General features: G+C 63.8%; 11 protein-coding genes. All 11 read left to right on the forward strand.

All coding sequences use genetic code 11. The annotated features are described in order from the left end of the window. Positions 1-34: 34 nt before the first annotated feature. The 11 genes from chvE to ACVW16_RS30655 all read left to right on the forward strand — a co-directional run bounded on the left by chvE (position 35) and on the right by ACVW16_RS30655 (position 12,725). Positions 35-1,111: a multiple monosaccharide ABC transporter substrate-binding protein gene (gene chvE, locus ACVW16_RS30605; protein WP_456702713.1), complete on the forward strand. Its 1,077-nt coding sequence runs from the start codon at positions 35-37 to the stop codon at positions 1,109-1,111. Between the two features lie 163 nt (positions 1,112-1,274). Continuing rightward, a complete protein-coding gene (gene mmsA, locus ACVW16_RS30610) occupies positions 1,275-2,852 on the forward strand; it encodes a multiple monosaccharide ABC transporter ATP-binding protein (RefSeq protein WP_456702714.1) in 1,578 nt (525 codons plus the stop codon). Beyond that, positions 2,849-4,039 carry a multiple monosaccharide ABC transporter permease gene (gene mmsB, locus ACVW16_RS30615; RefSeq protein WP_456702715.1) on the forward strand — a complete coding sequence of 397 codons (1,191 nt, stop codon included), beginning with the start codon at positions 2,849-2,851 and terminating at the stop codon, positions 4,037-4,039. The genes mmsA and mmsB overlap by 4 nt, the downstream gene beginning before the upstream one ends. A gap of 215 nt (positions 4,040-4,254) precedes the next feature. Further along, positions 4,255-4,917 carry an HAD family hydrolase gene (locus ACVW16_RS30620; RefSeq protein WP_456734611.1) on the forward strand — a complete coding sequence of 221 codons (663 nt, stop codon included), beginning with the start codon at positions 4,255-4,257 and terminating at the stop codon, positions 4,915-4,917. 6 nt (positions 4,918-4,923) lie between these two features. Beyond that, positions 4,924-5,874, forward strand: coding sequence for a sugar-binding transcriptional regulator (locus ACVW16_RS30625; protein ID WP_456734612.1), 951 nt, complete (start codon positions 4,924-4,926; stop codon positions 5,872-5,874). A gap of 297 nt (positions 5,875-6,171) precedes the next feature. Continuing rightward, positions 6,172-7,425 carry an ABC transporter substrate-binding protein gene (locus ACVW16_RS30630; protein WP_456705230.1) on the forward strand — a complete coding sequence of 418 codons (1,254 nt, stop codon included), beginning with the start codon at positions 6,172-6,174 and terminating at the stop codon, positions 7,423-7,425. An 89-nt stretch (positions 7,426-7,514) separates the two neighbouring features. Further along, positions 7,515-8,387, forward strand: a complete 873-nt coding sequence (locus tag ACVW16_RS30635) for a carbohydrate ABC transporter permease (protein ID WP_456702718.1) — start codon at positions 7,515-7,517, stop codon at positions 8,385-8,387. Positions 8,388-8,391: 4 nt separating this feature from the next. After that, on the forward strand, positions 8,392-9,222 hold the full coding sequence (locus tag ACVW16_RS30640; RefSeq protein WP_456734613.1) for a carbohydrate ABC transporter permease: 831 nt from the start codon (positions 8,392-8,394) through the stop codon (positions 9,220-9,222). A gap of 16 nt (positions 9,223-9,238) precedes the next feature. Next, entirely contained in the window at positions 9,239-10,246 is a 1,008-nt protein-coding gene (locus ACVW16_RS30645) for an ABC transporter ATP-binding protein (protein WP_456734614.1), read from the forward strand. A gap of 20 nt (positions 10,247-10,266) precedes the next feature. Continuing rightward, entirely contained in the window at positions 10,267-11,040 is a 774-nt protein-coding gene (locus ACVW16_RS30650) for an SDR family NAD(P)-dependent oxidoreductase (RefSeq protein ID WP_456702721.1), read from the forward strand. 38 nt (positions 11,041-11,078) lie between these two features. Then, a complete protein-coding gene (locus ACVW16_RS30655) occupies positions 11,079-12,725 on the forward strand; it encodes an FGGY-family carbohydrate kinase (protein WP_456734615.1) in 1,647 nt (548 codons plus the stop codon). The last annotated feature ends 3 nt before the right edge of the window (positions 12,726-12,728 follow it).

A 12,728-nucleotide genomic window follows, 5' to 3' on the forward strand; every position in this document is an offset into this window, starting at 1 on the left:
CAACAAACAGTCTGACACCCAAAGGGAGTGAAGCATGTTGAAATTGAAGACCACGTTTCTCGCGATGGCGCTGGCCGGCGCCGCAACCATGGCCTCGGGCCTCACCGCCTCCGCGCAGGACAAGGCAACCGTCGGCATCGCCATGCCGACGAAATCCTCCGCGCGCTGGATCGCAGACGGCGACAACATGGTGAAGGTGCTGAAGGAGCGCGGCTACAACACCGACCTGCAATATGCCGAGGACGACATTCCGAACCAGCTCTCGCAGGTCGAGAACATGGTGACCAAGGGCGCCAAGGCGCTGGTGATCGCCGCGATCGATGGCACAACGCTGTCGGACGTGCTCAAGCAGGCCAAGGCCAAGGGCATCACGGTCATCGCCTATGACCGCCTGATCCGCGGTACGCCGAACGTCGATTACTATGCGACCTTCGACAACTTCCAGGTCGGCGTGCTCCAGGCGGAATCGATCGTGAAGGGACTCGGCCTGAAGGACGGGAAGGAAGGACCGTTCAACATCGAACTGTTCGGGGGCTCGCCCGACGACAACAACGCCTTCTTCTTCTACAACGGCGCGATGTCGGTGCTTCAGCCCCTCATCGACAGCAAGAAGCTCGTCGTCGTGTCCGGCCAGATGGGCATGGACAAGGTTGCGACCTTGCGTTGGGACGGCGCCACCGCCCAGGCCCGCATGGACAACCTGCTCAGCGCCTACTACGGCAACAAGAAGGTCAACGCGGTGCTGTCGCCCTATGACGGCCTCTCGATCGGTATCATCTCCTCGCTGAAGGGCGTCGGCTACGGCAGCGCCGATCAGCCAATGCCGATCATCTCGGGTCAGGACGCCGAAGTGCCCTCGATCAAGGCGATGCTGCGCGGCGATCAGTACTCGACCATCTTCAAGGACACCCGCGATCTCGCCAAGGTGACCGCCGACATGGTCGATGCCGCGCTCGCCGGCAAGCAGGTCACGGTGAACGACACCAAGACCTACGAGAACGGCGCCAAGACCGTTCCGTCCTATCTCCTGAAGCCGGTCGTGGTGTACAAGGACAATTGGGAGAAGGTCCTGGTTGAGAGCGGCTACTACAAGAAGTCGCAGTTCCAGTAAGACTTTCTTCCCTCTCCCCGCGTGCGGGGAGGGGGTTAGGGTGAGGGGCTCTCCACGGGGTGGTGACAGCCGCTCTCGCGGAGCCTGCGCCTCACCCGTACCAACGGCCGCGACCTCTCCCCGCAAGCGGGGAGAGGTGAATTGAATAGACGGGACGAAACCAATGACCGCCATGCTGGAGATGCGGAACGTCAGCAAGAGTTTTGCTGGTGTGCAGGCGCTGCGCGACGTCAACTTCTCGGTCGAGGCTGGCCAGATCCACGCCCTGGTCGGCGAGAACGGCGCCGGCAAATCGACCTTGATGAAGGTGCTGAGCGGGGTCTACCCGGCAGGCAGCTACGAGGGGACCATCGTCTTCGAGGGCGAGGAGCGCCGCTTCCGCGACATCAACGATTCCGAGGCGCTCGGCATCATCATCATCCACCAGGAGCTGGCGCTGATCCCGCTGATGTCGATCGCTGAAAACATCTTTCTCTCGCACCCGCCCTCCAGGCTCGGCGTGATCGATCGCGACGAGGTTTACCGGCGCACGCGCGAGCTGCTCGCGCAGGTCGGCCTCAAGGAGTCGCCGGATACGCTGATCACCGATCTCGGCGTCGGCAAGCAGCAGCTGGTCGAGATTGCGAAAGCCCTATCCAAGCGCGTGCGGATGCTGATCCTGGACGAGCCGACCGCGAGCCTCAACGAGGCCGACAGCGCCGCGCTGCTTGAACGGCTGATGAAGTTTCGCGAGCAGGGCATCGGCTCGATCCTGATCTCCCACAAGCTGAACGAAGTCGCCCGCGTTGCCGACCACATTACCGTGCTGCGCGACGGCCGCACGGTCGACGGTATCGACTGCCGCGCCGAGCCGATTCAGGAAGACCGCATCATCCGCAGCATGGTCAACCGCGATCTCGCCCATCGCTTTCCAGAACGCAAGCCTCAGATCGGCGGGCCTGTGCTTGAGGTTTCGAACTGGTCGGTCTACCACCCCATTCATCCCGAACGGCAGGTGATCAAGAACGTCAATTTCGGCGTGAAGCGCGGCGAGGTCGTTGGAATCGCCGGGCTGATGGGGGCAGGCCGCACCGAGTTCGCCATGAGCCTGTTTGGCCGCTCCTGGGGCACCAATATCAGCGGCCGGATCGTGCTTGAGGGCCATGAGATCGCGCTGCCGAGCGTTGCCGCCGCGATCGACGCCGGCCTTGCCTATGTCACCGAGGACCGCAAGCAGCTCGGCCTGATTCTGGCTGACGATGTCCGCAAGAATATTACCCTGGCAAGCCTCGACCAGGTCGCGCCGCGGCGGGTGATCGACGATATCGCCGAGCTGAAGGTCGCCAGCGACTACCGCAACCGCATGCGGATCCGCTGTTCCGACGTCTACCAGGAGACCGGCCAGCTCTCCGGCGGCAACCAGCAGAAGGTCGTCCTGTCGAAATGGCTGATGACCGACCCCAAGGTGCTGATCCTGGACGAGCCGACACGGGGCATCGACGTCGGTGCCAAATACGAGATTTATTGTATCATCAACGAGCTTGCGGAGGCCGGCCGCGGCGTGGTGGTAATCTCTTCGGAGATGCCCGAGCTGCTCGGCATCTGCGACCGCATCTGCGTCATGAACGACGGCGCCTTCGTCGGCGAGTTCCGGGGCGCGGATGCGACACAGGAAAAGATCATGCGCGCCATCATGCGCAACGAACGAAGCAACGGTAACGGCGCGGTCGAGGCCGCGGAGATGGGAGGGTCGCAGCCATGACCGACAAGACGGTTTCGCTGCCTGAGGAGCGCCGGCACGGCAGCTTCATCAAGAACAATCTGCGAAACTACGGCATGCTGATGTCGCTGATCGCGATCATGCTGTTTTTCCAGGTCATGACCAGCGGCACGCTGCTGCAGCCGCTCAACCTGACCAACCTTGTGCTGCAGAACAGCTACATCGTCATCATGGCGCTGGGCATGCTGCTGGTGATCGTCACCGGGCACATCGACTTGTCGGTCGGATCGGTCGCCGGCTTCGTCGGCGCAGTCGCCGCTCTCCTCATGGTGACCTACAAGGTCGACTATACCCTCGCCTTCATCGCCTGTCTCATCGTCGGCGCGGCCATTGGTGCCGCGCAGGGCTATTGGGTGGCCTATTTCAAGATCCCGTCCTTCATCGTGACCTTGGCCGGCATGCTCGTGTTCAAGGGTCTCGCGCTCGCGGTGTTGCAGGGCCAATCGCTCGGGCCGTTCCCGTCGACCTTCCAGAAACTGTCCTCGGGTTTCATTCCGGAACTGCTGCCCGAGACCGGTACGCTGCATCCGACATCGATGCTGATCGGCGCGTTGCTGGCGCTGGGGCTGGTCTACGCCAGCGCCAAGGGCCGCGCGCGCGAGGTCTCGCACGGCATCGAGGTCGAGCCCTACGCGTTCTTCCTCGGCAAGAGCGTGGTGCTCGCCTGCGCCGTGCTGTACTTCACCTATCTGATCGCGACCTATCGTGGCCTGCCCAACGTGCTGGTGATCATGAGCGTCCTGATCGCGCTCTATGGCTTCGTCACCCGCCGTACCGTGATCGGCCGGCATATCTATGCCGTCGGCGGCAACGCCAAGGCGGCTGGCTTATCGGGTATCAAGACCGAGCGGCTGACTTTCTTCACGTTCGTCAACATGGGCGTGCTGGCCGCGCTCGCCGGGCTCGTCTTCGCCGCACGCCTCAACACCGCGACGCCGAAAGCGGGTCTCGGCTTCGAGCTCGACGTCATCGCCGCCTGCTTCATCGGCGGTGCCTCGGCCTATGGCGGCGTGGGCCGGGTCGGCGGCGCCGTGGTCGGCGCCATGATCATGGGTGTGATGAACAACGGCATGTCCATCCTCGGCATCGGCATCGACTACCAGCAGGTCATCAAGGGCCTGGTCCTGCTCGGAGCCGTCTGCATCGACGTGTATAACCAGCGGCGGTAGGTGGTCTCGTGGGTGGGCATCGGCGCGCAGCACCGGGCCCACCATCTTTCCCCGATTGAAAAGAAGTGGTGGGCGCGCCTCTGCCCTCGCTCCTTCGACCGACGGCGGACAAGTCGCTTTGCCGCCTACCTGACGGAAAGGCCCGCCACGCCCCGAGACGCTCTGTTCCCTTGTGAGCTATTGCTCATCATCTGGGTATATGATCGAATGCGGGGATGGACCAGCGCCGGCCTGAACCCGATCTCATCATCTTCGATTGTGACGGCGTGCTCGTCGACAGCGAGTTGCTCAGCTGTCGCTGCCTGTCCGACGTCTTGGCGGAGTTCGGCTTTCAACTCAGCGTGGAGCAGGCGCTCGAGCTATTTCTCGGACGCAGCACCAAGGCGATCGAGGAGCACTATGGCGATCTCGGCCAGGCCTTGCCTGACGACTTTCTTCCGCGCCTGAAGGCCCGTGTGCTCGAGACGTTTGCGGGCGCGCTCCAGCCGATCCCCGGCGTCGGCGCGGTCCTGTCCGAATTGAATACGCCGCGCTGTGTCGCATCGTCGAGCGACCTCGACCGTGTCTCCTTGTCGCTTGACGTCACCGGCCTCGCGCCGCATTTCGGCGATCGGCTCTACACCGCGCAGATGGTCAGGCGCGGCAAGCCGGCGCCGGATCTCTTTCTGCACGCCGCCGGGAAGATGCAGGCCAGCCCTTCGCGCACGCTGGTGATCGAGGACAGTGTCAGCGGCGTACAGGCCGCCAAGGCGGCGGGCATGACGGTCTGGGGATTTGTCGGCGGTGGCCATTATCGCGCCCGCGATGGCCGGGCTATATTATCCGCTGCCGGAGCCGATCGGGTCTTCGCGCACATGAGCGATTTCTGGGAGGCGTGAGGCCGTATGGCCGCGGAGAACGAAAAATCAAGGCTCGATGACGCGGCGCGCGCCGGCTGGCTCTATTTCATTGCCGGCCACACCCAGGACGAGATCGCAAAGATGCTGCAGGTATCGCGCGCCTCGGCGCAGCGGCTGGTGTCGCTGTGCCTCGCCGAACGGCTCATCACCTTTCGACTCGATCATCCGATCGCTGCCTGCATGGAACTGGCCGCACGGTTGAAGGAGCGGTTTCACCTCAGCCATTGCGAGGTCGTGCCGGCCGACCCTGCTGCGCCACAGGCCACGGCCGGTATCGCCGAGCGCTGCGCCAACCTGCTCGATGCGACGCTACGCTCGGAGACCCCCGTGATCGTCGCGCTTGGCACGGGGCGGGCGGTGCGCGCCGCGGTCGAGCGCGTCACGCCGATCGACCGGCCCAACCATCAGATCGTCTCGCTGGTCGGCAACATCTCGGCCGACGGCTCGGCGAGCTTCTACGACACCGTCGGCCGTCTCGCCGACCGGACCGGCGCGCGGCACTATCCGATGCCGCTGCCGTTCCTGATGTCGTCCGAAGACGAGCGCAACAAGATGGTACGGATCGAGCCGATCGCCAAGGTGAAGGCGGTCGCGGCCAAGGCGGATCTGCGCCTCGTCGGCATCGGCCAGATGGACCAGAAGGCGCAGGTCCATGTCGACGGCTTTGTCACGCGTGACGAATTGTTCGAGATGATGCGGCAGGGTGCCATCGGCGAGATCACCGGCTGGGCCTATGATTCCAAGGGGCGACTGCTCAAGGCCGGCACCAACAAGCGCCTCACCAGCATTCCGCCGGAGGTGCCGGCGAAGACCACGACGATCGGGGCTGCAATCGGTGCGGCCAAGGTGCCGGCGATTGCGGCCGCGCTGAACGGGCGACTGATCAACGGCCTGATCACCGACGAGGCCACCGCCAGGGCGATCCTGGAGCGCTGAGCTGGCGCGGCAACGGGATTCGGCTCCGTCTCCCGCTTGCGGAAGAGGTCGAGCAAGCCGTGGGCGCTCGGCTCGAATAATGATCATCATCCGCGCACGCACTACGCCGTCCGCTCCCGCACCGCAGCACTCATAAGTTGCCGAGATGCGTGCGCGCCTGCTTGACATCTGCCGCACCTCGGCCGAACATACGCTCAACGCGTGGGCATATGCTCAAAGCGCGAGTTGAGGGAGGACACCGTGAAACACGTTCTGGGCGCCGTCTGCGGCGCATACGTACTGCTTGCCGTCCCCGCGATGGCTGAAACGACCCTGACGATCGCCACCGTCAATAACGGCGACATGATCCGGATGCAGGGCCTGACCGGCGAATTCACCAAGGCAAACCCCGACATCTCCGTGAAATGGGTGACCCTCGAGGAAAACGTGCTGCGCCAGCGCGTCACCACCGACATCGCCACCAAGGGCGGCCAGTTCGACGTGCTGACCATCGGTACCTACGAGGTGCCGATCTGGGCCAAGAAGGGCTGGCTGGTGCCGCTCGCCAATCTCGGCGCCGATTACGACGTCGCCGACCTCCTGCCGAAGATCAGGGATGCGGTCTCCGTCGACGGCAAGCTCTATGCCGCGCCGTTCTACGGCGAGAGCTCGATGGTGATGTACCGCACCGACCTGTTCGACAAGGCCGGCTTGAAGATGCCGGAGAAGCCGACCTGGGACTTCATCATCGACGCCGCCAAGAAGCTGACCGACAAGAACGCTGGCGTCTATGGCATCTGCCTGCGCGGCAAGGCCGGCTGGGGCGAGAACATGGCCTTCCTCTCGGCCATGGCCAATTCCTACGGCGCGCGCTGGTTCGACGAGAAGTGGGAGCCGCAGTTCAACACGCCGGAATGGAAGACGACGCTCACGACCTACGTCAATTTGATGAAGGAGGCCGGCCCTCCCGGCGCGAGCTCGAACGGCTTCAACGAGAATCTGGCGCTGTTCAACGCCGGCAAGTGCGGCATGTGGATCGATGCGACGGTGGCGGCATCCTTCGTCACCAATCCAAAGGACTCCAAGGTCGCCGACAAGGTCGGTTTTGCGCTCGCGCCCAACGCCGGACTCGGCAAGAACGCCAACTGGCTGTGGGCGTGGAGCCTCGCCATACCCGCCGGCTCGAAGAAGGCCGAAGCCGCCGAGAAGTTCATCGCTTGGGCCACCAGCAAGGACTACACCAAGCTCGTGGCCTCGAAGGAAGGCTGGGCCAACGTGCCGCCGGGCACGCGCACCTCGCTCTACGAGAACCCTGAGTACCTGAAGGCCGCCCCGTTCGCCAAAATGACCTTGGCCTCGATCGACGCGGCGGACCCGAACCATCCAACCGTGAAGCCGGTGCCGTATGTCGGCGTGCAATATGCCGCGATCCCCGAGTTCCAGGGCATCGGCACGCAGGTGGGGCAGCAGTTCTCCGCCGCGCTTGCGGGCTCGATGACGGTCGATGCGGCGCTCGCCGCTGCGCAATCCGCAACCGAGCGTGAGATGAAGCGCGCCGGCTACATCAAATGAACCCGAGCTCTCCCTGAGCTCAAACTCGCGGCCATCCACTCCTTGCGCGATGGATGGCCGCCTTCTTCCTCCAAGCGGAGAGCCTGAGGATGGCAACCCGGCAGACGCAATTCCTGGCGCGGTCGCTCCTGACCCCGGCCGTCGGACTGCTGTTCATCTGGATGATCGTTCCGCTCGCGCTGACGATCTATTTTGCGACGCTGCATTACAGCCTGCTCGATCCCGGCTCGGAATCGTTCGTCGGGCTTGAAAACTTCCGCTACTTCCTCACCGATCCGGCCTTCCTCGCCTCGCTTCAGAACACGCTGGTGCTGGTCGGTTCGGTGCTGGCATTGACGATCCTGCTGGGTATTCCCCTGGCGCTGTTGATGGACCAGCCCGTCATCGGCCGTAACTTCGTCCGGCTCATGGTGATCGCGCCATTCTTCGTCATGCCGACGGTGAGCGCGCTGGTCTGGAAGAATTTGCTGATGCACCCGGTGTCTGGCCTGTTCGCCTGGCTCGCCAAGCTGATCGGGCTGACGCCAGTGGACTGGTTCAACGACCTGCCGCTGTTCTCGGTGATCCTGATCGTGGCCTGGCAATGGCTGCCATTCGCGACCCTGATCCTGCTCACTGCGCTGCAATCGCTCGACGAGGAGCAGAAGGAGGCAGCCGAGATGGATGGCGCCAGCGCCATCTCGACCTTCATCTACATCACGCTGCCGCATCTGGCACGCCCGATCACCGTGGTGATCCTGATCGAGACCATCTTCCTGTTGACCGTGTTCGCCGAAATCTTCGTCACTACCGGCGGTGGGCCCGGCCTGCAAACCACCAACATCGCCTTCCTGATCTATTCGCAGGCGCTGATCCAGTTCGACGTCGGCAGCGCATCCGCAGGCGGCCTCGTGGCTGTGGTCATCGCCAACGTCGTCGCCTTCTTCCTCGTCCGCATCGTCGGCCGCAACCTGGAAGCCTGACATCATGGCGCGCAAGTCAACCACACGGCAGGTCGCGATCTCGACGATCGGGGCATGGTTCTTCGGCTTCCTGATCTTCTTCCCGATCCTCTGGATGGTGCTGGCGAGCTTCAAGACCGAGCTCGAGGCCTTTGCCATCCCGCCATCCTTCCTGTTCTTCCACTGGACCACGGAAAACTATGCGACGGTGCAGGAGCGCAGCGACTATCTGCTCCACGCCATGAACTCGATCATCATCGCCGGCGGTTCGACGCTGGTTGCGCTCGTGATCGCGGTCCCCGCGGCCTGGTCGATGGCGTTCTCGCCGACCAAGCGCACCAAGGATCTCCTGCTCTGGATGCTGTCGACCAAGATGATGCCGCCGGTCGGCGTTCTGGTCCCGATCTACCTGATCTACAAGATGTTTGGATTGCTCGATTCCCGCATCGGCCTCGTCTTTATCCTTTGCCTCGGAAATCTTCCGATCGTCATCTGGATGCTCTTCACCTATTTCAAGGAGATCCCGCGCGACATCCTCGAAGCGGCGCGCATGGACGGCGCCACGATCGGCCGCGAGCTCGTCTACGTGCTGACGCCGATGGCGATCCCGGGGCTCGCGTCGACCTTGCTGCTCAATCTGATCCTGGCTTGGAACGAGGCGTTCTGGACGTTGAACCTGTCGACCTCGAATGCCGCGCCGCTCACGACGTTCATCGCGTCCTATTCCAGTCCGGAAGGACTGTTCTGGGCAAAGCTGTCGGCGGCATCCACGCTGGCGATCGCTCCCATTCTCGTCCTCGGTTGGTTCAGCCAGAAGCAGCTCGTGCGCGGGCTCACCTTCGGCGCGGTGAAGTAAAAGGGGCTGGCGGAACATGGGTCAGATCACACTTCAGGGCGTACAGAAATCGTTTGGCCCGGTGCACATCATCAAGGGCGCGGATCTTGATATCGCCGACGGATCTTTCGTTGTCTTCGTCGGTCCGTCCGGCTGCGGCAAGACTACGCTTCTCCGGCTGATAGCGGGCCTTGAGGATGTCACGGGCGGCGCCATCCTGATCGATGGCAAGAATGTCGTCGACACGCCGCCCGCCAGGCGCGGGCTGTCGATGGTATTCCAGTCCTACGCGCTCTATCCGCATATGAGCGTGCGTGGCAATATCGGCTTCGGCCTGAAGATGGCGGGATTGCCCAAGGACGAGATCAACCGCAAGGTCGAGGCCGCCGCTGCGACGCTGAACCTCACGCCTTACCTCGACCGCAAGCCGCGTGAGCTCTCCGGCGGCCAGCGCCAGCGCGTCGCGATCGGCCGTGCCATCGTTCGCGAGCCCAAGGGGTTCCTGTTCGACGAGCCGCTGTCCAATCTCGACGCCGCATTGCGCGTACAGATGCGCATCGAGGTGACACGGCTCCAGAAGCAGCTCGGCACCACGGCGATCTACGTCACCCACGACCAGGTCGAGGCCATGACCATGGCCGACAAGATCGTCGTGCTCAACGCCGGCAAGATCGAGCAATACGGCTCGCCGCTGGAGCTGTACGAGCGGCCTGCCAACCTTTTCGTCGCCGGCTTCATCGGCTCGCCCAAGATGAACTTCGTGACAGGCGAAAGCGCCGCGCAGCAGGGCGCCGCTACGATCGGCGTTCGGCCGGAGCATCTCAAGATTGAGCGCGACGGTGATGGCGGCTGGCAGGGCACGATCGCGGTGGCCGAGCACCTCGGCAGCGACACCTTTCTTTACGTCGATGCGGGGCCGCTCGGGATGTTGACGGCGCGTTACATCGGCGAATTGAGCCTGCATGCCGGCGACCGCGTGTCGCTGGTGCCGGACCCCGCCCGCATTCACCGCTTCGATGCCAGCGGCAATGCGATCAGGAACTAACAAGAAACGGGAAGACGACCATGTATCTGGAAAAATTCAAGCTGAGCGGCAAGACCGCGTTCATCACCGGCGGCGGGCAGGGCATTGGCCTGGCCTGCGCCGAAGCGCTGGCCGAGGCCGGAGCCAAAGTGATCATCGGCGACCGCGACAGCAAGGTCGCTGGCGATGCCAGGGCCAGCCTGAAGGCGAAAGGTTACGATATCGAGACCGCCATTATGGACGTCACCGACACCAAGCGGGTGGCGGAGGTGGCGAACGATCTCGTCGCCCGCCACGGCAGGGTCGACGTCCTCGTCAACAATGCCGGAATTGCCCGCAGCGAAACGCCGGCTGAGACGGTGACCGACGAGCACTGGCTCAATGTCATCGACGTCAACCTCAACGGCACCTTCTGGTGCTGCCGCGAGTTCGGCAAGCACATGCTCAAGGCCAAGAGCGGCGCTATCGTCAATGTCGGCTCGATGTCCGGCTTCATCGTCAACAAGCCGCAGGAGCAGTGCTTTTACAATGCCTCGAAGGCCGGCGTGCACCATCTGACCAAGTCGTTGGCCGCGGAATGGGGCGCCCGGGGCATCCGCGTCAATGCGGTGGCGCCGACCTATATCGAGACGCCGCTCAACGCCTTCGTGAAAAGCAACGCCAAGATGTACGACGCCTGGATCGGTGGAACCCCCATGGCGCGGATGGGGCAGGTCGAGGAGATCGCCTCGGTCGTCCTGTTCCTGGCATCCGAGGCTGCCAGCCTGATGACCGGCAGCATCGTGCTGGTGGATGGCGGCTACACTTGCTGGTAGGCTTGCGTCAAGACTGACGGAAGCGACCGGGAGCGACAATGCCGCGAGCGTATATCGGCGTCGACGTAGGGACCACGAGCACGCGGGCAGGGGTGTTTGACGAAGCGGGAACGCTGCTTGCGACCGCCAGGCATCCGATTCGGATCTGGCACGAGGCCGGCGACATCGTCGAGCAGTCGTCGGAAGATATCTGGGAGGCCTGCGTCAAATCGGTACGGGCGGCGATCGCGGAAGCAGCGATTGCGCCTGAGAGCGTCGGCGGCATTGGTTTCGACGCAACCTGTTCCCTGGTGGTGCTCGATATCAGGGGCCAGCCGGTTACGGTCAGCGCCTCTGGCGAGGCGCAGCGCAACGTCATCGTCTGGATGGATCACCGTGCCATCGCGGAGGCGCGGCTGATCAACGAGACCGAAGACGCCGTGCTGCGCTATGTCGGCGGCTCGATCTCGCCCGAGATGGAGATGCCGAAACTGTTGTGGCTCAAGCGGCACATGCGTGCGAGCTTTGACGCCGCCGGGCATTTCTTCGATCTGGCGGACTATCTGACCTGGCGCGCCACCGGATCGCTGCAGCGCTCGACCTGCACCGTTACCTGCAAATGGAACTACCTCGCGCATGATGGCGGCGGCTGGAGTGCCCCGTTCTTCAAGCGCATTGGCCTGGCCGACTTCGTCAGCGAGAACTACGCCCGCATCGGCACCGAGATCGTCGCACCCGGCACACGGCTCGGTGCTGGTCTGACCCGCGGGGCCGCCGCCGATCTCGGCCTGTCCGCAGGCATTCCGGTTGGTGCTTCCTTGATCGATGCCCATGCCGGCGGCATCGGCGCGATTGGCGGCCGTGACGGGTCGGGCGGAACGACCGATGTCACGGACCGCCTGGCCTACATCATGGGGACGTCGGCCTGCATCATGGCGACGACGAAGGACCCCTGCTTTGTGCCCGGCGTCTGGGGTCCTTATTATTCGGGCATGGTGCCGGACTTCTGGCTCAACGAGGGAGGGCAGTCGGCCGCCGGCGCGGCGATCGACCATCTCCTGAACTCGCATCCGGGACACGCGAAGGCGAGCGCGGCGGCGAAGACCGAGGGTGTCGACCTCATCGAGTTCCTCGAACGCCGCATCATCGCGCGTGCCGGCGATGCCAGCCGCGCAGCGCTGCTCGCCCGCGACGTCCACGTGCTCCCCGAATTCATCGGCAATCGCTCGCCTTACGCCGATCCCGATACGCGCGCGGTGATCGCAGGCCTTGATCTCGACACCGATGTCGGTTCGATGGAACGGCTGTTCATCGCGGGTCTGTGCGGGCTCGCCTATGGGCTCGCGGAGGTGATCGAGGCCTTTGCCGCACATGGCGTGCATGCCGGCATCATGATCATGGGCGGCGGCGCCAGCCGCAGCCCGCTGGTGCGGCAGATCATGGCTGATACCACCGGCCTCACCGTCGCGTTGCCCCAGACGAAGGAGCCGGTGCTGCTGGGTGCAGCGATGCTCGGCGCGGTCGCCGGTGGCGCCTATGCCTCGATCGGCGAGACCATGGCAAAGATGTCGGCGCTTGGGCGCAAGAGCGAGCCGACGACGCCTGAAATGGCGGCGTTTCACACGAGGAAGCGCGAGGTATATAAGCTGCTGCGCGACGTCGATCGCCGCAGCCGCGCGGCGATGCGCGATATCGTCAAGGGTTGAGGG

The organism is Bradyrhizobium sp. USDA 4474, assembly GCF_054057515.1.